Source organism: Stenotrophomonas sp. PUT21, from assembly GCF_052232875.1.
GTDB lineage: Bacteria > Pseudomonadota > Gammaproteobacteria > Xanthomonadales > Xanthomonadaceae > Stenotrophomonas > Stenotrophomonas maltophilia_N.
This window is the reverse complement of sequence record NZ_CP197645.1, coordinates 3,164,849-3,187,680: the sequence shown is the minus strand read 5'-3', so window position 1 is coordinate 3,187,680 and position 22,832 is coordinate 3,164,849. Positions and strand designations below refer to the sequence as shown.

The window sequence follows — 22,832 nt, the reverse complement described above, 5'->3', positions numbered from 1 at the left end:
GTGCGGGATGTAAAAACAGGAACGCGGCCCTCAGGCCGCGTCCTTTGCGATCATTGCAGCTTGGCAAGGACCGCGTCGGTCGCTGCGGCGGTACTCACCGCGAAACCCTTGGCTGCAAGGTCGGCGGTGAACACGCCGTCATCCAGCACGGCATACACCGCTGCCTCGACCGTAGCAGCCTCGTCGTCCAGCCCCAGTGAATGCCGCAGCAGCATCGCCGCGCTGAAGATCGTGGCGTACGGATTGGCGATGCCCTTGCCGGCGATGTCCGGCGCCGAGCCGTGGATCGGCTCGTAGATGCCGACCGCACCCGGCTCGCCCAGCGAGGCCGACGGCAGCAGGCCGAGCGAGCCGGCCAGCATCGAGGCTTCGTCGGTGAGGATGTCGCCGAACATGTTTTCGGTCACGATCACGTCGTACTCGCGCGGCTTGGCCAGCAGATGCATGGCCATTGAATCGACCAGCTGATGCTCCAGCGCGATCTCCGGGAACTCCTCGCGACCGATCCGCGCAGCGACGTCGCGCCACAGGCGCGAGGTTTCCAGCACGTTGGCCTTGTCCACCGAGGTGACCTTGCCGCGGCGGGTCTGCGCCAGCCGGAACGCGGTGCGCATGACGCGCTCGATCTCGCCCACGCTGTAGCTGCACAGGTCGCTGGCGGTGTCGGCGGTGCGGGTCTTCTCACCGAAGTAGATGCCACCGGTCAGCTCACGCACGACCACGAAGTCCACGCCCTCCAGCAGCTCTGCCTTGATCGGCGAGGCACCGAGCGCAGCCGCATGCGTGCGTACCGGGCGCAGATTGGCGTACAGCCCCAGCGCCTTGCGGATCGCCAGCAGGCCCTGCTCCGGGCGGACCGTGGCGTTCGGGTCGGACCACTTCGGTCCACCCACCGCACCGAGCAGGATGGCATCGGCCTTGCGGCAGGCCTCCAGCGTGGTGGCTGGCAGCGGTTCGCCGTGGCGATCGATGGCGATGCCACCGATGTCGTGTTCCTGGAAACCGAAGGTATGACCGAACCGGGTGGCGACGGCCTCCAGCACCGCCACGGCGGCAGCGGCGACTTCCGGACCGATGCCGTCACCCGGCAATACGACAATCTCAGCGTGCATGTTCACTCTCGTAACGTTCAATGTCAGGGGTGCGACCCAACAGATACCCCAATTGGTCCACGCCTTCCAGCAGGCAGGTCTGCGAGAAGCCGTCCAGCGGGAAGGCATACACGCGCCCATCGGGAGTGCGCAGTTCGCGCGCGGCCACATCGATGGTCAGCGCGTCATCCGGGCGCTGCATCAGCGTCTGCACGTCGGCTTCGTCCAGCACGATCGGCAGCAGGCCGTTCTTCAGCGAATTGCCGCGGAAGATGTCGGCGATCTCGCTGCTGACGATGGCGCGCAGGCCCAGGTCGGTCAGTGCCCACGGCGCATGCTCACGCGAGGAACCGCAACCGAAGTTGCGGCCGGCCAGCAGGATGCTGCGGCCCGCGTTGTGCGGCTGGTTGAAGGCGAACGCCGGGTTCGGCACGCCCTCGCTCTGCCAGCGCCAATCGTTGAAGGCATGCTTGCCCAGGCCGACCCGCTCGGTGGTGGACAGAAAGCGCGCGGGAATGATCTGGTCGGTATCGATGTTGGTCTCGCGCAGCACCACGCTGGTCGAGGTCAGGGTACGGAAGCCGCGCATCAGGCCACCTCCAGCGTGGCATACAGTTCACGTGGGTCGGCGACGCGGCCGTTCACCGCGGCCCAGGCGGCCGTCATCGGCGAGGCCAGCAGGGTGCGCGAGCCGGGGCCTTGGCGGCCTTCGAAATTGCGGTTGCTGGTGCTGACCGCCAGTTGCCCCGGGGCGACCAGATCGCCGTTCATGGCGATGCACATCGAACAGCCCGGCTCGCGCCATTCGGCACCGGAAGCTCGCACGATCACATCGATGCCTTCGGCTTCGGCCTGGCGCTTGACGATTTCCGAGCCCGGCACCACCAGCATGCGCACGCTCGGGGCGACGCGGCGGCCCTGGAGTACCTGCGCCACTTCGCGCATGTCGCTCAGGCGGCCGTTGGTGCAGGAGCCGACGAAGACCACATCCACCGGGGTGCCGGCCAGGGTCTGCCCGGCGTGGAAGTGCATGTAATCCAGCCCCTTCTGCGCGGCCGCGTCGTTGGCCGCCGGAATCGGCTGGTCCACCGCGATGGCGGTGCCGGGGTGGGTGCCCCAGGTCAGGGTGGGCCGGATGTCGGCGGCATCGATGTGGACCTCCACGTCGAAACGCGCACCGGCGTCGCTGCGCAGCTGCGACCACGCGCTGACCGCGGCATCGAAGTCGGCGCCCTTGGGCCCACGCGGAGTGGCGGCGACCCAGTCGAAGGTGATCTGGTCGGGGGCGACCATGCCGGCACGTGCCCCGGCTTCGATGGACATGTTGCACAACGTCATGCGCTGCTCCATGTCCATCGCTTCGATCGCGCTGCCACGGAACTCCAGCACGTGGCCGGTGCCGCCATTGACGCCGATCACGCCGATGATGTGCAGGACCACATCCTTGGCGCCGACGCCCTGCGCCAGCGTGCCATTCACGGTGATCGCCATCGTCTTGGCCTTGCGCTGCAGCAGGCATTGCGTCGCCAGCACGTGGCCGACCTCGCTGGTGCCGATGCCGAAGGCCAGCGCGCCGAACGCACCGTGGGTGGAGGTGTGGCTGTCACCGCAGACGATGGTCATGCCCGGCTGGGTGAAGCCCTGCTCGGGGGCGATCACGTGCACGATGCCGCGGCTGGCCGATTGCAGGTCGAACAGCTCGATCCCATGCTCGGCGCAGTTGGCAGCCAGCATGGCCACCTGGGCCTCGGAGGCGGCGCTGGCGTAGGGCAGCTTGCCGTCGGCGCCGGCCGGCAGGGTGGGCGTGGAATGGTCCATCGTCGCCTTGGTCCGGTCCGGCCGGCGCGGGGAGAGGCCGCGCTCGCGCAGCTCGGTGAAGGCCTGCGGCGAGGTCACTTCGTGGATCAGGTGCAGGTCGATGTACAGCACGGCGGGCGCGCTGTCGGTTTCGGGAACGACGACGTGGGCATCCCACAGTTTGTCGTACAGGGTGCGGGGAGCTGGGGTCATGGACTGGCCTTGCTGCAGTTCGGGGTACGGAGTGGGAGTGCTCAGGCCGCGGCGGTGGCCGCAGGCTGTTCGGCCGTCGCGTTGCGCTGGCGCAGCAGGCGGTTGGCCACCTCCAGCCACGCCAATGCGGAGGCTTCGATGATGTCGCGGCTGGTACCGGTGCCTTCGTACTCCACGCCCTCGTGGCGCACGCTCAGGTTGGCTTCGCCGCGCGCATCGGCGCCGATGCCCACACTGTGCACGTGGTAGCTGTCCAGCATCAACTGCACGCCGGTGGCGGCCGACAATGCGCCGAACAGGGCATCGACCGGGCCATCGCCCTGCGCCGTCTCGGCCACACGGTTGCCCTCCGGATCGGACAGCTCGACCAGCGCATTGGCGCGGCTGCCGACATCGCTGATCGTCATCGACGCCAGGCGGTAGCCGTTCTGGGTGGCGCTGCCCTGCATCAGGGTCTGCAGGTCGGCATCGGTGACCACGCGCTGCTGTTCGCACAGCGCCTTGAACTGCTCGAACACCAGCTTCAGCTCTTCCTCTTCCAGCCAGAAGCCCAGCGCACGCAGGCGCTGGTCGACCGCGGCGCGGCCACTGTGGCGGCCCAGCACCATCTGCGAGGACTCCCAGCCCACGTCTTCCGGACGCATGATTTCGTAGGTGCCCCGGTGGCGCAGCATGCCGTGCTGGTGGATGCCGGACTCGTGTGCGAAGGCATTGGCGCCGACGATCGCCTTGTTGCGCTGGACCGGCATGCCGACCAGGCGCTGCAGCAGCTGCGAGGTGGCGACGATGCGCGGGGTGTTGATGCGCGTGTCTTCTTCGTAGAACGCGTTGCGTACCTTCAATACCATCGCGATTTCTTCCAGCGAGCAGTTGCCCGCGCGCTCGCCGATGCCGTTGACGGTGCACTCGACCTGGCGTGCGCCACCTTCGATGGCGGCCAGCGAATTGGCCACGGCCAGGCCCAGGTCGTTGTGGCAGTGTGCGCTGAAGATGATGCGGTCGCTGTCGGGCACGCCGGCGATCACGCGCTGGAACATGCCGCGGATCTCTTCCGGCGTGGTGAAGCCCACGGTGTCGGGCAGGTTGATGGTGGTGGCGCCGGCGGCCACGGCCACCCGGGCGACCTCGATCAGGAAGTCTTCCTCGGTGCGGGTGGCATCTTCAGCGGAAAACTCTACATCGCCCACGTAGCTGCGGGCCAGGCTGACATGCTTGTGCACCGATTCCAGCACCTGCTCGCGGCTCATGCGCAGCTTGTGCTCGCGATGCAGCGGGCTGGTGGACAGGAATACATGCAGGCGCGGGTTCGCGGCGGCCTCCAGTGCCTTGGCCGAGGTTTCGATATCGGCGGCCAGGCAGCGCGACAGCACGGCCAGGGTCGGCCGACGGACCTCGCGGGCGATCATCGCCATCGCTTCCCGGTCGGATTGGGAGCTGGCCGGGAAGCCGGTTTCCATGACATCCACGCCCAGCTCGTCCAGTGCGCGGGCCATCACCAGCTTCTGCTGCGGACTCATGCTGCAGCCGGGCGATTGCTCGCCGTCGCGCAGGGTGGTGTCGAAAATTCTGATTCGGGGGGAGTTGGGCATGGTCACCAGGAGGTCTCCTCGACGGCAAGGTCGGATGGGATGGCAGAGGTAGGAATCGAAACGGAAATCGGGGGTGTCGCGAGCACGGTTGGTAGGGGCGGGCGTGTTCGCTCGCTGGCGCGGCGGCGCGGTTTGCGCGGGGGGCGGGGACGGATGTCGGCCAGCAGCTGGGCCAGGACCAGCGCATCGATGTTGCCGCCGGAGACCACCGCGCACTTGCGCTTGCCGGCGACACGGCGGCCGGCGGCCAGCGCCAGCGCGCCGGCGCCTTCGGCGATGACGTGTTCTTCCAGCGCCAGCCGTACCAGGGTTTCGCGCAGCTCGGCTTCACGCACGATGACGACATCGTCCAGCAGCGCGCTGCACAGCTTGCGGGTCAGCAAACCGGGGATCTTCACCTTGACGCCGTCGGCCAGCGTGGCGACCGGGGCGATCTCACGCACGTCGCCGCGGATCGCACGGGCCATCGAATCGACGCCCTCGACCTGCGCGCCGACGATGCGCACCCCCTGCGATTTCAGCGCCAGCGCAACGCCGGAGGCCAGGCCACCGCCGCCGATCGGCACGATCACCACATCAGGCGCATGCGGGGCCAGCTCGATGCCCAGGGTGCCCTGGCCGGCGATCACATCGGGGTCGTCGAAGGCGGACAGGAAACGGTAGCCGTGCTGGTCGGCCAGGGCGCGCGCAAAGGCATAGGCCTCGTCGTAGCTCTCGCCGTGCTGGCGTACGGTGGCGCCCCAATGGGCGACACCGGCAATCTTGGTGGCGGGCGCACCGTGGGGCATCACGGTGATCGCGGGGATGTTCAGACGGTAGGCGGCCCAGGCCACGCCCTGGGCGTGGTTGCCGGCCGAGGCGCAGATGACCGGGCGGTCATCGCCACGCTCACGCCCGGCCAGCAGTGCGTTCAGCGCGCCACGCACCTTGTAGGAACCGGTGCGCTGCAGGTTCTCCAGCTTCAGCCACACGCCGAAACGTTCGGCGTAATGCAGCGGCGTGGGCGGCAGGAAGCGGCGCAGCCGCGCCTGCGCGGCCAGCACATCGGCGACGCTTACGTCGCCTACCTCCGGTTCCTGCGGGGTGCGGCTAGCCGGCATCGTGCACCCGGCCACGGTGGTCGTCGCCATGCGGTACGCGCTGCGACGGCGCACGGTGCGGCGCACGACCGACAAGACACCTCCGTACCGGCACCGATGCAGCGGTGCGGGCGTTCATGCGGAGACTCCGGGTTCCAGCGCGCTGATGCGCACGGAAACACAGTCGTAGATCTTCTCGATCTGGCGGCGCAGCGTTTCCGGTGGACGGGTGCTGTCCACCACCAGCTGCAGGTGCCAGCGGCCAGCGTCGGCGGCATTGGGCGCACCGGCGATCGCGCGCGGCGCGAAGCCGCGGCGTTCGGCCATGCCGATCACGCGCAGCAGCGCGCCTTCGGCCGGGGTCAGCACCAGGTCAAGCCGGTATTGCATTGGGGAACTCCTGGGACTGATGGGCAGGGTTGCTTTCCAGCATCGTGCTGTTGGCGTTGTTGGGCGGCACCAGCGGCCACACGTTGGCACGCGCATCGATGGCCACATGCAGCAGCGCCGGGCCGGGCTGGGCCAGCATCGCGGCCAGGCCACCTTCGACATCGTCACGCGCTTCGATGCGCGTGGCCGGAATACCAAACACCTGGGCCAGTGCGGCGAAGTCCGGGTTGTCGGACAGATCGATCTCACTGTAGCGCTCGGCGAAGAACAGCTCCTGCCACTGGCGGACCATGCCCAGCGAGCTGTTGTCCAGCAGCACGATCTTCACCGGCAGGCGGCAGCGGGCGATGGTGACCAGCTCCTGCACGTTCATCATGAAACTGCCATCGCCGGAGACCAGCACCACGGTGCGGTCGGGGCAGGCGAACTGCGCGCCCATCGCCGCCGGCAGGCCAAAGCCCATGGTGCCCAGCGCGCCGCTGGTCAGGTGGTTGCGCGGGTGGTTGAAGCGGCAATGCTGGGCGACCCACATCTGATGCTGGCCGACATCGCAGGCGATGATTGCGTCGCTCGGCGCCAGTTCGCTCAGGCGCTTGAGCAGCGCCGGTGCATAGATGTGCTTGCCCGGTGCGTCGTAGCGCGGCGCGAAGCGCTCACGGTGGCCTTCGCAGCGTTTGCGCCAGGCGTCCTGTACGGCCGGCATCGAGGCCGCGGCGGTCAGCGCACGCAGCGCGGTACCGACGTTGCCCGGCACCGCGATGTCGGCGGTGCGCAGCTTGGAGATCTCGTACGCATCGGCATCGATATGCACGACGCGCGCGAACGGCGCGAACTCGTTCAATTTACCGGTCGCGCGGTCATCGAAACGCGCGCCGACCACGACCAGCAGATCGCTTTCCTGCACGGCCATGTTGGCTGCGCGGGTGCCGTGCATGCCCAGCATGCCCAGGTAGTGCGGATGCTGCGGCGGCAGCGCACCCAGGCCGCGCAGGGTCAGCACGGTCGGAATACGGGTGGCCTCGACGAAGGCTCGGAAATCCTCCACTGCATCGCCCAGCGCCACGCCACCCCCGGCATAGATCACCGGCTTCTCGGCCTCGGCGATGGCGGCGATGGTCTGCGCGATAGCCTCGTCCTGCGGGGCAGGCGGTGCGGCCACGGTGGACGGCACGTGGTCGGGCAGGTGCGACGCATCGGCCACCTGCACGTCCTTGGGCAGATCGATCAGCACCGGGCCGGGGCGACCCTCGCGGGCGATGCGGAAGGCATCGGCGACGACCTGCGGCAGGTCTTCCACGCGACGCACCAGCCAGCTGTGCTTGACGATCGGCAGGGTCAGCCCGAACACGTCCAGTTCCTGGAACGCGTCGGTGCCCAGCAGCGGGGTGGCGACCTGGCCGGTGATGCAGACCATCGGCACCGAATCCAGCATCGCATCGGCGATGCCGGTGACCAGATTGGAGGCGCCCGGGCCGGAGGTGGCGACGCAGACGCCGACCCGGCCACTGGCACGGGCGAAACCGTTGGCGGCCAGGGCGGCGCCCTGTTCGTGGCGGACCAGGACGTGCTTCAGCCCGGAATCCACCAAGGCGTCGTAGAACGGCATGATGGTGCCGCCCGGATAGCCGAACAGCGTATGCACGCCCTCGGCTTCCAGGGCCTGCGTCAACCAGCGTGCGCCGTTGCGTGGCGCGGTGCTGTGTGCGGAGGTATTCATGCGGTGACCTTTACGAAAGCGGGTGGGGGAGCCGCGCGTTTTACGCGGCTTGACTTTGCAACCAGACCATCTTGGCGCGCAGTTCTTTGCCTACCTTCTCGATCGGGTGCTCCAGGTCGGCCTGCTTGAACTTGGTGTAGTTCGGCAGGCCGGCTTCGTACTCGGCTACCCAGTTCTTGGTGAAGGTGCCGTTCTGGATATCGGTCAGCACATCCTTCATGCGCGCCTTGGTGCCGGCGTCGATCACGCGCGGGCCGCTCACGTAGTCGCCGTACTGCGCGGTTTCGGAAATGAATTCCAGCATGCGGGTGATGCCGCCTTCGTAGAACAGATCCACGATCAGCTTCAGTTCGTGCAGCACTTCGTAATAGGCGATTTCCGGCTGGTAACCGGCTTCGACCAGCGTCTCGAAACCGGCCTGCACCAGCGCCGAGGCGCCACCGCACAGCACGGCCTGTTCGCCGAACAGGTCGGTTTCGGTCTCTTCCTTGAAGGTGGTCTGGATCAGGTTGGCGCGCGCACCACCCAGGCCACCGGCGTAGGCCAGGGCGAACTCGGCGGCCTTGCCACTCTTGTCCTGGTAGACCGCCCAGATGCACGGCACGCCGCGGCCGATTTCATACTCGCGACGCACCAGCGCGCCCGGGCCCTTCGGCGCCACCAGCACCACGTCCAGATCCTCGCGCGGGGTGATCATGTCGAAGTGCACGTTCAGGCCATGCGCGAACAGCAGCACCGCGCCTTGTTTCATGTTCGGCGCGAGCACGTCTTCGTAGAGTTTCTTCTGCACCATGTCCGGGGTCAGCACGGCGACCAGATCGGCATCCTTCACCGCCTCGGCGGGGGCTTTGACGGTGAAGCCATCGGCCTGTGCCTTGACCTCGGTCGGACCGCCCGGGCGCAGCCCGACGACGACATCGAAACCGGATTCACGCAGATTCAGCGCGTGCGCGCGGCCCTGGCTGCCGTAGCCGACAACAGCGATCTTGATCTGGGGCAGGTCGTTGGTGCTCATGGGGAAGGTCCTTTGGAGGCGAGAAAAAAGAGGGCCGACGGTCAGCGACGCGTCGGCCCATCAGGGGAAGAGGGGGCGCCGGCCTGGCCGCGACCACACGCGAACGCACCCGCCGTGGGGGCGGTGGGCGTCGGCTGGCTCGAGGTGGGCTGGCGGGTCATGGTGGAAGGCAACTCGGAGGGGGAGGATGGAAATCGAAGGGTTCTGAAACGAAAAAACCCGCACCTGGTCGGGTGCGGGTTTTGATGGATACCTGGCAGTCTTGCTTACACGCCGGTCCGTCCCGCACCTGTTGGTTGGGTAATAAGTACGAGGACGAGAAGCGAATGGATCGAGGCCGCGCCGTGGTCGGCGTGCTCGATGGATTCGCGGGTGGCTGTGCGCTGCAACATGAGATCGAGAAAACCACACGGGTTTTGGCGGTGTCAACCCTGCAAACACAATTTGCATCGGTTTCGCCTGCATCCACCGCAAGGCCCCGCCACACAAGGATGGTTGCGGCTGAAAGCGATCCGGTGAACCGGAATTCAGTATTTTGCGGCAGCAGATTGCGCGGATCCGGGGCGGTTTCGAGCCGGGTGCATGACCATTGTGGGATGTCATCCGGCGGCCGCTGCCGCCACCATCGGGTGGCTACCACCCATCAGGAACCGCCCCGTGTCCTCTCGCCTTGCCCGCCGCCTGCTCGCCGCCGCCATCCTGTGTTCGCTGCCCGCCGCTGCGATCGCCGCCGACCGGATCACCGGCCATACCTTTGCCACCCGCTCGGAGGTGATCGCCCCGCACGCGATGGCCGCCACCTCCCAGCCCCTGGCCACTCAGATCGCCCTGGACGTGATGAAGGCCGGCGGCTCAGCCGTCGATGCCGCGATCGCCGCCAACGCCGCCCTCGGCCTGATGGAGCCGACCGGCAACGGTGTCGGCGGTGATCTGTTCGCGATCGTGTGGGACCCCAGGACGCAGAAGCTGTATGGCTACAACGGCTCGGGGCGCTCGCCGAAGTCGCTGACCCTGGCCGAGTTCCAGCGCCGCGGCCTGAAGGAGATCCCCGCCACGGGCCCGCTGCCGGTCTCGGTGCCCGGTGCGGTGGACGGCTGGTTCGCCCTGCACGAGCGCTTCGGCCGCAAGCCGATGGCCGACAACCTCGCCCCGGCGATCCGCTACGCCCGCGAAGGCCACCCGGTCGCCGAGGTCATCGCCTACTACTGGGACCGCTCGGTGCCGCGGCTGTCCAAGTACCCCGGCTTCACCGAGCAGTTCACCATCGACGGCCATGCCCCGCGCAAGGGCGAGATGTGGAAGAACCCGAACCTGGCGCACACCCTGGAGCAGATCGCCCAGGGCGGTCGCGATGCCTTCTACAAGGGCGATATCGCCCGCACCATCGGCACGTATTTCAAGGCCAACGGCGGCTACCTGAGCTATGACGACATGGCCAGCCATCACGGCGAGTGGGTCGAGCCGGTCAGCAGCAACTACCGTGGCTATGACGTATGGGAACTGCCGCCGAACAGCCAGGGCATCGCCGCGCTGCAGATCCTCAACGTGCTGGAAGGCTACGACTTCTCCAAAATCCCCTTCGGCTCGCCCGAACACGTGCACCTGTTCGTGGAGGCCAAGAAGCTGGCCTTCGCCGACCGCGCGCGCTTCTACACCGACCCGGCGTTCCATCCGGCCCCGGTCGACAGACTGATTTCCAAGGGCTACGCCGCCGAACGCCGCACGCTGATTTCGATGGACAAGGCGTTGAGTGAAGTACAGCCGGGTACGCCCAGGCAGTTGCAGGAAGGCGACACGATCTACATGACCGTGGCCGATGCCGACGGCATGATGGTCTCGCTGATCCAGTCCAATTACCGCGGCATGGGCAGCGGCATGGCGCCTCCGGGCCTGGGCTTCATTCTGCAGGACCGTGGCGAAATGTTCGTGCTGCGCAAGGATCACCCGAACGGTTATGCGCCGGGCAAGCGTCCGTTCCAGACCATCATTCCGGGTTTCGTCACCAAGGACGGCAAGCCGTGGATGAGCTTCGGGGTGATGGGCGGTGCGATGCAGCCGCAGGGCCATGCGCAGATCGTGATGAACATGGTCGACTTCGGGATGAATCTGCAGGAAGCCGGCGATGCGCCACGCATCCAGCATGAGGGCTCGACCGAGCCGACCGGGCAGGCGACGGTGATGCGCGATGGCGGCGAGGTGAATCTGGAAACGGGCTTCCCCTACGAGACGGTGCGTGCGCTGATGCGCAAGGGCCACCGTGTTGTGTTTGCGGATGGCCCGTACGGTGGGTATCAGGCGATCCTGCGTGATCCGGAGACCGGGGTGTACTACGGGGCGTCGGAAAGCCGCAAGGATGGGCAGGCGGCGGGGTACTGATTCTCTCGTGCTCCGTAGTGCCGACCGTTGGTCGGCAGAAGCGCAGGGCAGTGCGTAAAGCAGGGCGCAAAGCAGTGCGTAAAGCAGGGCGTAAAGCAGGAGGCTTTGGGGCTGCGGGTAGTGGGCCGGCCTGGGTGGGTTCGCGGGACACGCCGTGAATCCGTCCATGGAGGCTCATGTCGCCGCATCCATGCGGCTCATGGTCCCGCCAACCCACCCGTCCCGGCCCGCCCACCGATAGCCCGGGAAGCGTGCCGCTCTAAGCGACCAACCCGACCACCTAAGGCGCTCGAGCCGCCTCATCGCGCGTCTCTTCCTGCGCCGCGATCTCCCGCTCGATCCACTCGTCCATCAACCGCCGCGCACGCTGCGCACGGCGCCGCTGCAGCGCGTGCTCCATGTCCAGCACCCGGTACAACGACCACATCACCGCCAGCATCAACAACGCGAACGGCAATGCCGCGATCGTGATCATCCCCTGCAGCGCATTGAGGCCACCGGCCAACAACAGCACGCCTGCGATCAGCGCAATCGCCACACCCCACACCATCCGGCGCGCCAACGGCGGATCACCGGCTTCCTCGGTCGACATCGTCGCCAGCACCAGTACCGCCGAATCGGCGGAGGTCACGAAGAAGATCATCAACAGCACCAGCGCGATCACCGATAGCACCGTCGGCATCGGCAGGCTGTCGAACATCGTGAACAACACCGTCTCGTAGCCATTGCCCAGTGCCTGCGCCAGATCCACGTGACCGAAGATCTGCGACCACAGGGCCGTCCCGCCGAACACCGAGAACCACAGGAAGCCGAGCACGCTCGGCGCGATCACCACGCCCAGCACGAACTCACGGATGCTGCGCCCGCGCGATACGCGTGCGATGAACGAGCCAACGAAGGGGGCCCACGCGATCCACCAGGCCCAGTAGAAGATCGTCCAGTCCGCCACCCACGTGCTGCCCGAGAACGGCGACATGCGCAGGCTCATGGTGACCAGCGAATTGAGATACGAGCCGATCGTCGTGGTGAAGGTATCGAAGATGAAGCCGGTCGGCCCCAGTACCAGGATCAGCGCCAGCAGCAGCGCCGCCAGGCCGAGATTGAAGTTGGACAACCACTTGATGCCGCGGTGCACGCCGCTGGTGGTGGAGGCCATGTACAGCACGAACGCTACCGCGATGATGGTCAGCTGCACCGGCACAGTGGCCTGGATGCCGAACACGCGCTCAAGGCCGGCCGCGATCTGGATCGTGCCGAAACCCAGCGTCGTTGCCACGCCGATCGCCGTGGCGACCACGGCTGCGACGTTGACCACGGTGCCCATCCAGCCGCGATGATGCGCGCCGATGATCGGCTGCAGCAGATCGCTGATCAGCCCACGGCCGTTGCGGTTGAACTGGAACCACGCCATTGCCAGGCCGATCAGGGCATAGATCGCCCACGGGTGCAGACCCCAATGGAAGAAGGCATAGCGCATCGAGGCGCGCGCCGCCTCCATGCTCTGCGGCGCCAGTCCCTCGGGAGGCTTCACGAAGTGCGAGATCGGCTCGGCCGCGCCCCAGAACACCAGGCCGATGCCCATGCCGGCGGCGAACAGCATCGACATCCAGCTGGCGTTGGAGAAGTCGGGTTCGGCATCTTCGCCGCCGATGCGCAGCGAACCGAAGCGGCCGAAGGCCAGGTACATCAGGAAGGACAGGGTGATGAACACCACCAGCAGGTACAGCCAGCCGGTACTGCGGATGATGGTGGACAGGCCGCTCTGGACGACCTCGTTGAAGGGGCCCGGCGCGAGGCCGGCGATCAGCACCAGCAGTGCGACCAATGCAATGGAAATGCGGAACACCATGCAGGCGTGTCTCCGATCAGTAGGGGCGAGCCGAGGCTTGCAATCTCCAGCGGCACAGCGGCAACGACTGGGGCGGATCAAGCCGGTCGAGGCCGGTCAGTACGGACGTCAATGGCGTCGAGCAGAGCGTGGCGTACGCGCGATCGGGACGTCACTCCCTGATCGCACCGCATACCGCGCTGCAGCATGGTAGTGCATCGGGTGTCGGCGCTTTGTTCACACCCAAGGCCAAACACGTCAGCCCGTCTGCCGCCAGCGCGCCGACGGTCGTCGCTTTGTGCTCTAATTCGCCCCGAAGCGGGGGTACCGCGGCCCAGTGGCCAAGGTTGAGACAGTCCCTTCGAACCTGATCCGGTTGATACCGGCGTAGGGAAGCTTCGCATCTGCAGATGCATCGCGCCGTAGGGCCACCGCGCCCGGAGACCGCCCGCGATCCGTCCGTCGAGCGCCGCCGTTTCGTCCCTCCCATGCGACTCCCTCGCATAGAACCGCACATTCCTGTGCGGGGATTGAACCTAGGACGATGCCTCGATGAACGCCCAGCTCTCCGCCCTGCAGCAACAGGCCCAACACCTCTCCGACTCCGTCACCCGGCCGATTCCCGGCTCGCACAAGATCCACGTGCAGGGTTCGCGCAGCGACCTGCGGGTGCCGATGCGCGAGATCACGCTGACCCGCACGCCCACCCTGTTCGGCGGCGAAGAGAATGCGCCGGTCACGGTGTACGACACCTCCGGCCCCTATACCGATCCGGCTGTCGCTATCGACCTGTCGGCCGGTCTGCCCGCGCTGCGCGCTGCCTGGGTGGCCGAGCGTGGGGATACCGACGTGCTGGATGGCCTGAGCTCCGCCTTCGGCCGCTCGCGTGAGACCGACGCACGTCTGGACGCCGTGCGGTTCCCCTCGCGGTTGCAGCCACGGCGGGCAAAGGCGGGTGCCAACGTCACCCAGATGCACTACGCGCGCCGCGGCATCATCACCCCGGAAATGGAGTTCGTGGCGATCCGCGAGAACCAGCGCCTCGAGGCGGTCCGGGACGCTACGCTGCTCAAGCAGCATCCGGGGGAATCCTTCGGGGCTTCGATCCCCAGGATCATCACCCCCGAGTTCGTCCGCGACGAGATCGCCCGCGGCCGCGCCGTGTTGCCCAACAACATCAACCACCCGGAAAGCGAGCCGATGATCATCGGTCGCAACTTCCTCACCAAGATCAACGCCAACATCGGCAACAGCGCCGTTTCCTCGGGGATTGCCGAGGAAGTGGAGAAACTGGTCTGGGCGATACGCTGGGGCGGTGACACCGTGATGGACCTGTCCACGGGCAAGCACATCCATGAAACCCGCGAATGGATCCTGCGCAATTCGCCGGTGGCGATCGGCACCGTGCCGATCTATCAGGCGCTGGAAAAGGTCGATGGCCGCGCCGAGGAACTGAACTGGGAAATTTTCCGCGACACCCTGATCGAGCAGGCCGAGCAGGGCGTGGATTACTTCACCATCCACGCCGGCGTGCTGCTGCGCTACGTGCCGCTGACCGCCAAGCGCGTGACCGGCATCGTCTCGCGCGGCGGCTCGATCATGGCCAAGTGGTGCCTGGCACACCACAAGGAGAACTTCCTCTACACGCACTTCGAGGACATCTGCGAGATCATGAAGGCCTACGACGTGACGTTCTCACTGGGCGACGGCCTGCGCCCGGGCTGCATCGCCGATGCCAACGATGCCGCGCAGTTCGGCGAGCTGGAAACACTGGGCGAATTGACGAAGATCGCCTGGAAGCATGATGTGCAGACCATGATCGAAGGCCCCGGCCACGTGCCGATGCAGCTGATCAAGGAAAACATGGACAAGCAGCTGCGCGAGTGCGGTGAGGCGCCGTTCTATACGCTGGGCCCGCTCACCACCGATATCGCCCCCGGTTACGACCACATCACCAGTGCGATCGGTGCGGCCATGATCGGCTGGTACGGCACCGCGATGCTCTGCTATGTCACCCCCAAGGAACACCTCGGCCTGCCCAACCGCCAGGACGTGCGCGACGGCATCATGGCCTACCGCATCGCCGCGCACGCCTCGGATCTGGCCAAGGGCCATCCTGGCGCGCAGGTGCGCGACAACGCGCTGAGCAAGGCGCGCTTCGAATTCCGCTGGGAAGACCAGTTCCATCTCGGGCTGGATCCGGAGAAGGCCAAGGAATTCCACGATGAAACGCTGCCCAAGGACGCGCACAAGCTGGCCCACTTCTGTTCGATGTGCGGGCCGCACTTCTGCTCGATGAAGATCACCCAGGACGTGCGTGACTATGCGGCGGGGCAGGGCCTGGAGGAGCAGAAAGCGTTGGAGGCCGGCATGGCCGAGAAGGCCGCGCAGTTCCGCGATCTCGGCGCCGAGGTATATCGCCAGGAGTGAGGCACCGGCCGGGGCGGCATGCGCCGCCCCGGTCATCATCCAGGCCCCGCATGATTCCGGCTAAGCTCGGCGCGACCAGACAGGGCGGGGACGACGATGGCGATAGCACGCAGCACCAAATGGCTGGCGATTGCGCGCCGGCATCCTTCTGCCTGGCTGCTGGCGGTGCAGTTGCTCGGCGTGCTGCTGTACCCGGCGATGGACGAGGCCGGTGCCAGCCGCGCGCTGTTCGGTGCGTTCGGCATCGCCGTGCTCGGCCTGGCGCTGTGGGTGGTGAGGCGCAGCCCGCTCGGGATGTGGGTGGCGCTGGTGCTGGCGATTCCCTCCGTGGTGTTCTCCATTTCAGGCGCCCTGTTGGAACGCCCGGCGCTGGTCACGACCGCGCAGCTGCTCGAGTGCCTGCTGTACTTCTATACCGCCGGCAGCCTGATCGCCTACATGCTGCAGGACCACAAGGTCACCCGCGACGAACTGTTCGCCGCAGGTGCCACCTTCACGCTGTTGGCCTGGGCGTTCGCCTTCGCCTTCGCGGTCTGCCAGCAGTGGTACCCGGGCAGTTTTGTGGCCACCAGTGAGAGTGAACTGCGCACGTGGATGGAGCTGCTTTATCTGAGCTTCAGCTTGCTGTCCGGGGTCGGGTTGAGCGATGTCGTACCGATCCACTCGCAGGCACGCGCGCTGGTGATGCTCGAGCAGTTCGCCGGTGTCATGTATGTCGCGCTCGTCGTCTCGCGCTTGGTCGGTCTCACCATGATCCGCCGCATACAAAGCTGAATCGCGCATAAAAAGTTCGCGCCCGGAGGCGCGAATGCTGAATCTATTTATGTGAATTCGTCGGCGAGAGAGAGCCTGTTGTTGGCCACACGCACAGGTGCGGTTAACCCACATAGGCTAGTATTCGCGCGCTTCAGTGTTTTTGCGCTTTGCGCTGATGCCTTGTGCGGAATCTGGCGGTTCGTTCGGTCGTTGTCGATTGTGATGAATGCTGCGTTCCAGTAGTCCTGCATTCACTCGTGTCACCGGAATGATCATCAACGACAGTGAGCGACCGTCAGCCGATGTAGTTCGAATCGGCGATTGCACCGTCATTCTTTCCTCGCGGGAAGTGATGGTGGTGGGCGTGCGTCGCCCGCGTCGGCTGACGCCGAAGGCGTTGGGCGTACTGAAGGCCTTGATGCGCTCGCCGGGCGCAGTGGTGACCCGCGACGAACTGTTCGCCGAGGTGTGGCCCGATACGTTGCCTACCAACGATGTGCTGACCCAGGCCGTCACCCAGCTGCGCAAGGCCTTCGCGACCGACGAAGAGGCCGGCACCGCGTATATCGAAACCATTGCCAAGACCGGCTACCGCCTGCTGGTGCCGGTGAGTGCGGTCGAGGAAGTGCGGGGTCTGGAGGCGATGGAGGGCGTGGACGCCAATGTGCCGGGCGCTGCCGAGGTGCTGCCTCCTGGGGCGCCGCCGTCGCGCAAACGCGGTGACAGCCCGCTGCGCAGGCAGTGGCGGCGTACCCGCCGCTACATCCTGCTCGCCATCGGCGTGGCGATGCTGGTCGCCCTGCTGGTCATGGCCGCCTTGCTGGTCCAGCGTGAACCGCCTGCCTCGGCGCTGGATGCGGCGGTTGAAGATGGCACCCGCGTGATCGGCAGTCCGCAGCGGCCGTACCGGCTCATCACCGCCACCGCGGGCTTTGAAACCTATCCGACGCTGTCGCCGGATGGTTCGCAGGTTGCCTACGAGGCCGATATGCCTTCACGCAAGGGCAGCGTCATCAAGGTGCAGACCTCCGGCAATGCGCCGGCCCGCATCCTGATGGATACACCGGCCACGTACTCGGACCGGTTCCCGAACTGGTCGCCCAACGGGCGGGACATCGCGTTCGCGCGGTTTGGCCCGGACGGCAGCTGCGAGGTCATCATCGCCAGCGCCACCGGCGGCGCGCTGCGTCACGTCACCCGCTGCGATGGCACCGAACTGCTCAGCTTCGACTGGACGCCGGATGGGCGCGGCCTGCTGTTCGGCTCGCTGTCGGGCAAGTACGCACACCGCGGCATCCGCATTCTCACCCTCGCCAGCGGCAGCTGGACCGCGCTCGATTACCAGATCGATCCGGACAGTTTCGAGTACGCGCCGCGCTACTCGCCCGATGGGCGCTGGATCGTGTTCGTGCGCAACCCGCAGGTCGGTGATCTGTGGCGGATCCCGGCCGGGGGTGGCACCCCGGAGCAGCTCACCAATGATTCGGCCGAGATCCGCGGCTGGGCGTGGCGCAGCGATAGTCGCCACATCGTGTTCGGCCGCCGCGTGGACAGCGAAGCACGCCTGTATGAGCTGGACACGCGCACCCGCACACTGCGTGACCTGGGGCTCGACGACGCCCAGTCGCCGGCGCTGTCGCGCAGCAACAACATGCTGGCGTTCATGCATCGGCGGGCGCAGTTCGGCCTGTTCAAAGTGCCGATCGCCGCCGATGGTCGCCCCGGCACGCCGGAGCGCCTGTTTGCTTCGGGCGGACGCGACGCGCAGCCGATGATCGCGCCGGACGGCCGCCAACTGGTCTTCAGCTCCAACCGCTCCGGTAGTTACGCGCTGTGGTGGGCCGACCTGCAGCGTCCTGAATCGCTGCGGCCGATCGAGGGCCTGCGCCCGGAAACCCGACAGATCCCGGACTGGTCGCGCGACGGGCGCCACCTGCTGGTGCTGGGGCGCGATGAACACGCCAACCCGGCGATCTTCGAAGTCTCTCCGCGTGATGAGCAGACCGTGCGCCTGGCGGTACCGGTGGCGCAGCCGCTGCAGGCCCTGTACGGGCAGCAGCCGGAACAGCTGCTGGTGGTCGAGCGTGATCGCGATGAACGCATGCGCCTTTCCCTGTTTGATCGCAGCAGCACCCCATGGCGCTTGCTGGGCAGCATCGATGGCGTTTCCCAGGCACGGTATGACGTCGCCGACGAGCGTGTGCTGTTCACACGGTTGTCGGCCAGCGGTCTGTGGTCGGCCGATGCGGCCCTGAGCCCGCAGAGCATTCGCCAGGTGCGCAGCGACCAGCCCTCGCGCTGGCGCTACCGGGCATGGACCGTCTCCGGCAACGGGCAGATCGATTACCTGTCCAACCGCGCCGACTGTGCCACCATGTTCGCCCGGCTCAGCGCGACCTCCAGCGACAGTGCCCACTGCCTGGATGCCGATCGGCTGGGAACCGGCAACGGCTTCAGCGCAAATCCGGACGGCAGTGCGGTGTACGTGGCCCTGGCCGTCGCCGATGGGTCCGACATCGGCATCATGAGCCTGCCCGAACGGACCTCTTCGTTCTTCCCAGCCTTCTCCAACCTGCTGTTTATGAAGGGAAAAGACCCTTCGTAAGTTCTTCGTGAGGTTGTCGTGGCGAATTCGGATCAATCTCGCCAGGACGTCCTGAGGGGAGTGGCCTGATTTGGCAAAACTGCACGCCAGCAAAGGCAAACTCACGGTGCAGTCATGCGTCAGCTCTCTTTGGCCGATCGCGGTCAATCTCTCTCCCTGGACAAAGCCATCGACGACGGCGCGCTGCCGAACTGCCTGGGCGTGGCCCGGCTCGGCAGCCTGCAGACCGCCGGCACCACGTTCACCGTCTGGATGCAGGTCCGTGGCAGCGCCTGGGTGGAGTCCAAGGAGGGCAAGTTCCGCCTTCGTCAGCGTGAGTGGATCGCCTTCGAGAAGGATTCCAAGCCGATGGTGCAGGCCGGGCGTGATGGTCTGTGCATCGGCTTGAGCCTGTCGCCGGATGCGCTGCGCGCGCTGGGTGAGCTGGCCGACTGCAACCTCTACGCGGGCCGCGGCACGATGACGCGGGGCGAAATGCGCGTGGCGATGCGCCTGTGGCGTGACGCGCTGACCAGCGATAGGCCGATGCAGGGCCTGCGCCCGGCGTTGCTGCATCTGGCCGCGCTGCAGCAGGGGATGGCGACCGGAGTGCAGCGCTGCCCGGGCCGTTCGCGCAGCCGCAAGCGCCAGGTGTTCGGGCGCATGCAGCGCGCGCGTCTCTATCTGGAAGGCAACAGCCACCGTGTAGTACGCATCGGTGAGCTGGCCGAGCTCACCAACTTCTCCAGCTGGTATCTGTCCAAGACCTTCCAGAGCCTGTATGCGGAGAGCCCGCAGTCGCTCTCGGCGCGCCTGCGTCTGGAGCGCGCGGCCGATCTGCTGCGTGATACCGACATGATGGTGGGCGAGGTCGCTGCCGCCAGCGGGTTTGACAACTGCTGCAGCTTCGCACGGGCGTTTCGGGCCCGTTTCGGGTTGTCTGCGTCACGCTACCGTGAGGCGGGTGCGAACCTGTCGCCAGAGTCGGCAAAGTCTTCGGTTGCATCACGCAAATAATTAGCTGCAACGCAATCGTAACTTTCCGAGGCGGTTTAACACGCTACTAACGTACCTCGGAGAGATAAATGAATTTTCGTACTCCTGCAGTGCGGCTGGGCCTTCTGCCCGCCGGCATTGCGCTCGCGCTCGTGCCGAGCTTCGCCTCGGCGCAGGAAGCTGCTGCCGGCACCACTGACCTGGACCGTATCTCGGTCACCGGCTCGCGCATCCGCGGCGCCAACATGGAGACCCAGCAGCCGATCCTGACGATGACGCGCGAAGCCCTGGAAAAGCAGGGTTTCTCGAGCGTCGCGGACGTGCTGAACAACCTGACCTCGGCCGGTTCGCCGGCCATCTCGCGTTCGGATTCGCTGTCCTCCGGCGAGAACGTCGGCGGCTACTACGTCGACATCCGCAACCTGGGTGCCCAGCGCACGCTGGTGCTGATGAACGGCAAGCGCCTCGGTGCCAGCACCGGCGGCTACCAGGATCTGAGCCAGATCCCGATGGCCGCTGTGGAGCGCATCGAGATCCTGAAGGACGGCGCGTCCTCGATCTACGGTTCGGACGCGATCGCCGGCGTGGTCAACGTGATCACCCGCAAGAACTTCGACGGCGGTGAAGCCAGCGTCCGCGTTGGCCAGTACGGCAATGGCGACGGTGACGAGCAGCAGTACTCGATGCTGCTGGGCGCGTCCGGCGAGCGCGGCAGCCTGACCCTGGCGGCCGAATACTCCAAGCAGGATCCGGTGTGGGCCAAGGACCGTTGGTACAGCCGTGATGGCGGCCGTGGTCCGAACTCGGTGCCCGGCGACGGCAGCCCGATCAGCCAGCGTGGCAGCTGGTGCAACCCGCTGCAGGTCGACTGCGCGGACTCCGACACCGCGGTGTGGAAGACCCTGAATGCCGGTGGCAACCCGAACAACCCGAATGACTACCATGTCCTGACGGAAGACGAGTACGCCAACTCCAACGAGCAGATGAGCCTGCTGACCGGTGTGGAGCGCAAGTCGCTGTTCATCAACGGCACGTACGACTTCAGCGACCGCATCAGCCTGAACACCGATGTGCTCTACAACGAGCGCAACACGTTCCAGCAGATCGCCGGCTACCCGTACCAGTCTGGCGCGTCCAACATCAATACGCCGATGTCCGCGTCCAGCGCCTTCAACCCGACCAGCGTCAACGGCGTGGGCGGCCAGGAGATCGAGTTCCGTCGTCGCCTGTGGGAAGTGCCGCGTACCACCGACAGCCAGCTGAAGACCCTGCGCTTTGCGCCGACCGTCAGCGGTTACTTCGAACTGGCCGACAAGACCTTCGATTGGGATGTGGGCGCCCTGTGGAACCGCAACGAGTCGATCGTCAGCCAGCGCGGTGACATGAGCCTGATCGCCTCCGAGCAGGCGCTGGGCCCATCGTTCATCGACGCCGGTGGCGTTGCCCGTTGCGGCACCGCCGCCAACCCGATCCTGGGCGATTGCCGCCCGTGGAACCCGCTGCTGCCGTACGGCGTTGCGGGCCAGGGTTCGCTGGCCGACCCGGAACTGCAGGAATTCCTGTTCCCGACCTTCACCACCCGTGGCGTCACCAAGACCACCAGCTTCACCGCCAACCTGGCCGGTTCCATCGTGACCCTGCCGGCAGGCGACCTCGGCTTCGCCGTGGGCGTGGAGCACCGCAAGGAAGAAGGCACCTACGTGCCGGACGCCTTCGCACAGTCGGGCAAGTCCACCGGCCTGGGCCAGAAGACCACGCAGGGTGAGTACGATCTGAACGAGGTCTACCTCGAACTGAACGTGCCGATCCTGGCCGACATGCCGTTCGCCAAGGAACTGACCCTGAATGTTGCCAGCCGTTACTCGGACTACAGCAACTTCGGCGGCACCACCAACAGCAAGTTCGGCCTGACCTGGCGTCCGATGGATGAGCTGCTCGTCCGCGGTACCTATGCAGAAGGCTTCCGCGCTCCGACGATCTCCGACCTGTACGGTGGCCTGAGCTCGAGCTTCGAGCGTTACACCGATCCGTGCGCCGTTGGCGTGTCGGGCAGCGTGGCCGGCAATGCCGCCTGCCTTGCCGGTGGTGCGCCGGCCAACTACGTGCAGCTGGGCCAGGGCAACCTGCCGTGCTCCACCACGCCGTGCCAGTCGGGTGACCAGTTCATCTCCGGCGCCAACCCGAACCTGACCCCGGAAACCTCCAAGAGCAAGACCGTGGGTCTGGTCTGGAGCCCGCGTTGGGTGCAGGGCCTGGACATCTCGCTGGATTGGTACCGCTACGAGATCAGCGACATGATCATCGAAGACAGCGTCGACCGCATCCTGCGTGACTGCTATGTGCTGGGCAATGCCGGCCGTTGCGGCAGCGTGACCCGTGCGGCGGATGGTCACATCAGTGCCATCACCTACGGCACCGCCAACCTCGGCAAGATGGAAACCGAAGGTTACGACCTGGGCATCAAGTACCGCCTGCCGGAACTGGCCATCGGTCAGTTCAACATCGACTGGCAGACCAGCTACCTGTCCAAGTACGACGAAGCCAACCAGAACGCTGCCGGTGACGACATCATGATCGGCAAGGTCGGTCAGGAAGCGCTGTTCCGCGTGCGTTCCAACCTGGGCGTCAACTGGGAGAAGGGCGCGTTCGGTGTCAACTACACCGCACGCTACTACTCCGGCCTGAACGAGCCGTGCATCGCGATCGGCTGCACCGATCCGGACCGCTACGCCTATGGCGAAACCGCTCCGCTGCGCAAGACGGGCGCCAACACCTTCCACGACCTGCAGGTCAGCTGGAAGGCGCCGTGGGATGCCACCATTGCCGTCGGCGCGAACAACGTGTTCGACCACAAGGGTCCGCTGATGTACTCGCAGCAGAACTCGAGCTTCGCCTACTACGGTGGCTTCGACATCGGTCGCTTCCTGTACATGAAGTACACCCAGCGCTTCTGATCCATCGAAGCAGTGGT

Annotated in this window: 15 protein-coding genes and 1 riboswitch; of the genes, 6 read left to right on the top strand and 9 right to left on the bottom strand. The window is 66.3% G+C overall.

Annotated features, from left to right (window positions below; genetic code table 11):
- Window positions 1–50: 50 nt before the first annotated feature.
- The 8 genes from leuB to ilvC all read right to left on the bottom strand — a co-directional run bounded on the left by leuB (window position 51) and on the right by ilvC (window position 8,891).
- Window positions 51–1,112: a 3-isopropylmalate dehydrogenase gene (leuB, locus tag ACTT2I_RS14500; RefSeq protein ID WP_088432619.1), complete on the bottom strand. Its 1,062-nt coding sequence runs from the start codon at window positions 1,110–1,112 to the stop codon at window positions 51–53.
- A complete protein-coding gene (leuD, locus tag ACTT2I_RS14495) occupies window positions 1,102–1,680 on the bottom strand; it encodes a 3-isopropylmalate dehydratase small subunit (RefSeq protein ID WP_421099026.1) in 579 nt (192 codons plus the stop codon). The genes leuB and leuD overlap by 11 nt, the downstream gene beginning before the upstream one ends.
- Complete coding sequence (gene leuC, locus ACTT2I_RS14490) at window positions 1,680–3,101, bottom strand: 3-isopropylmalate dehydratase large subunit (protein ID WP_421099027.1); 1,422 nt, start codon at window positions 3,099–3,101, stop codon at window positions 1,680–1,682. Before leuC ends, leuD begins: the two co-directional genes overlap by 1 nt.
- 41 nt (window positions 3,102–3,142) lie before the next feature.
- The gene (locus ACTT2I_RS14485) at window positions 3,143–4,690 is read right to left on the bottom strand and encodes a 2-isopropylmalate synthase (RefSeq protein ID WP_421099028.1); all 1,548 of its coding nucleotides are present in this window, start codon (window positions 4,688–4,690) and stop codon (window positions 3,143–3,145) included.
- A 2-nt stretch (window positions 4,691–4,692) separates the two neighbouring features.
- A complete protein-coding gene (locus ACTT2I_RS14480; protein ID WP_421099401.1) occupies window positions 4,693–5,790 on the bottom strand; it encodes a threonine dehydratase in 1,098 nt (365 codons plus the stop codon).
- A 114-nt stretch (window positions 5,791–5,904) separates the two neighbouring features.
- Window positions 5,905–6,159: an ACT domain-containing protein gene (locus ACTT2I_RS14475; protein ID WP_088432623.1), complete on the bottom strand. Its 255-nt coding sequence runs from the start codon at window positions 6,157–6,159 to the stop codon at window positions 5,905–5,907.
- Window positions 6,143–7,876 carry an acetolactate synthase 2 catalytic subunit gene (gene ilvG / locus ACTT2I_RS14470; protein WP_421099029.1) on the bottom strand — a complete coding sequence of 578 codons (1,734 nt, stop codon included), beginning with the start codon at window positions 7,874–7,876 and terminating at the stop codon, window positions 6,143–6,145. The genes ACTT2I_RS14475 and ilvG overlap by 17 nt, the downstream gene beginning before the upstream one ends.
- Window positions 7,877–7,916: 40 nt before the next feature.
- On the bottom strand, window positions 7,917–8,891 hold the full coding sequence (gene ilvC, locus ACTT2I_RS14465; protein WP_088432625.1) for a ketol-acid reductoisomerase: 975 nt from the start codon (window positions 8,889–8,891) through the stop codon (window positions 7,917–7,919).
- A 657-nt stretch (window positions 8,892–9,548) separates the two neighbouring features.
- On the opposite strand from ilvC, the gene ggt reads away from it, so the two are divergent.
- Entirely contained in the window at window positions 9,549–11,267 is a 1,719-nt protein-coding gene (gene ggt / locus ACTT2I_RS14460) for a gamma-glutamyltransferase (RefSeq protein WP_421099030.1), read from the top strand.
- 280 nt (window positions 11,268–11,547) lie between these two features.
- Here the strand turns inward: ggt and ACTT2I_RS14455 are convergent, their stop codons facing one another.
- A complete protein-coding gene (locus ACTT2I_RS14455; protein WP_088432627.1) occupies window positions 11,548–13,116 on the bottom strand; it encodes a BCCT family transporter in 1,569 nt (522 codons plus the stop codon).
- 289 nt (window positions 13,117–13,405) lie between these two features.
- A riboswitch (TPP riboswitch) is annotated at window positions 13,406–13,507 on the top strand.
- A 140-nt stretch (window positions 13,508–13,647) separates the two neighbouring features.
- Between ACTT2I_RS14455 and thiC the strand changes: the two genes are divergently transcribed.
- From thiC to ACTT2I_RS14430, 5 genes are all read left to right on the top strand, one after another.
- Entirely contained in the window at window positions 13,648–15,525 is a 1,878-nt protein-coding gene (gene thiC, locus ACTT2I_RS14450) for a phosphomethylpyrimidine synthase ThiC (protein ID WP_421099031.1), read from the top strand.
- A 96-nt stretch (window positions 15,526–15,621) separates the two neighbouring features.
- Window positions 15,622–16,299 (top strand): ion channel, encoded by a 678-nt coding sequence (locus ACTT2I_RS14445; RefSeq protein ID WP_088432629.1) that lies wholly within the window; start codon window positions 15,622–15,624, stop codon window positions 16,297–16,299.
- Between the two features lie 250 nt (window positions 16,300–16,549).
- Window positions 16,550–18,886, top strand: coding sequence for a winged helix-turn-helix domain-containing protein (locus tag ACTT2I_RS14440; RefSeq protein ID WP_421099032.1), 2,337 nt, complete (start codon window positions 16,550–16,552; stop codon window positions 18,884–18,886).
- 114 nt (window positions 18,887–19,000) lie between these two features.
- Entirely contained in the window at window positions 19,001–19,882 is an 882-nt protein-coding gene (locus ACTT2I_RS14435; RefSeq protein ID WP_421099033.1) for a helix-turn-helix transcriptional regulator, read from the top strand.
- Window positions 19,883–19,950: 68 nt separating this feature from the next.
- Entirely contained in the window at window positions 19,951–22,815 is a 2,865-nt protein-coding gene (locus tag ACTT2I_RS14430; protein WP_088432632.1) for a TonB-dependent receptor plug domain-containing protein, read from the top strand.
- The last annotated feature ends 17 nt before the right edge of the window (window positions 22,816–22,832 follow it).

Coding starts and splice junctions, on each gene's coding strand:
- ilvG (WP_421099029.1), bottom strand. CDS start 7,876: ATGAATACCTCCGCACACAGCACCGCGCCACGCAACGGCGCACGCTGG.
- ACTT2I_RS14455 (WP_088432627.1), bottom strand. CDS start 13,116: ATGGTGTTCCGCATTTCCATTGCATTGGTCGCACTGCTGGTGCTGATC.
- thiC (WP_421099031.1), top strand. CDS start 13,648: ATGAACGCCCAGCTCTCCGCCCTGCAGCAACAGGCCCAACACCTCTCC.
- leuB (WP_088432619.1), bottom strand. CDS start 1,112: ATGCACGCTGAGATTGTCGTATTGCCGGGTGACGGCATCGGTCCGGAA.
- ACTT2I_RS14445 (WP_088432629.1), top strand. CDS start 15,622: ATGGCGATAGCACGCAGCACCAAATGGCTGGCGATTGCGCGCCGGCAT.
- ACTT2I_RS14430 (WP_088432632.1), top strand. CDS start 19,951: ATGAATTTTCGTACTCCTGCAGTGCGGCTGGGCCTTCTGCCCGCCGGC.
- leuD (WP_421099026.1), bottom strand. CDS start 1,680: ATGCGCGGCTTCCGTACCCTGACCTCGACCAGCGTGGTGCTGCGCGAG.
- ACTT2I_RS14440 (WP_421099032.1), top strand. CDS start 16,550: ATGATCATCAACGACAGTGAGCGACCGTCAGCCGATGTAGTTCGAATC.
- ACTT2I_RS14435 (WP_421099033.1), top strand. CDS start 19,001: ATGCGTCAGCTCTCTTTGGCCGATCGCGGTCAATCTCTCTCCCTGGAC.
- ACTT2I_RS14480 (WP_421099401.1), bottom strand. CDS start 5,790: ATGCCGGCTAGCCGCACCCCGCAGGAACCGGAGGTAGGCGACGTAAGC.
- ilvC (WP_088432625.1), bottom strand. CDS start 8,891: ATGAGCACCAACGACCTGCCCCAGATCAAGATCGCTGTTGTCGGCTAC.
- ACTT2I_RS14485 (WP_421099028.1), bottom strand. CDS start 4,690: ATGCCCAACTCCCCCCGAATCAGAATTTTCGACACCACCCTGCGCGAC.
- leuC (WP_421099027.1), bottom strand. CDS start 3,101: ATGACCCCAGCTCCCCGCACCCTGTACGACAAACTGTGGGATGCCCAC.
- ACTT2I_RS14475 (WP_088432623.1), bottom strand. CDS start 6,159: ATGCAATACCGGCTTGACCTGGTGCTGACCCCGGCCGAAGGCGCGCTG.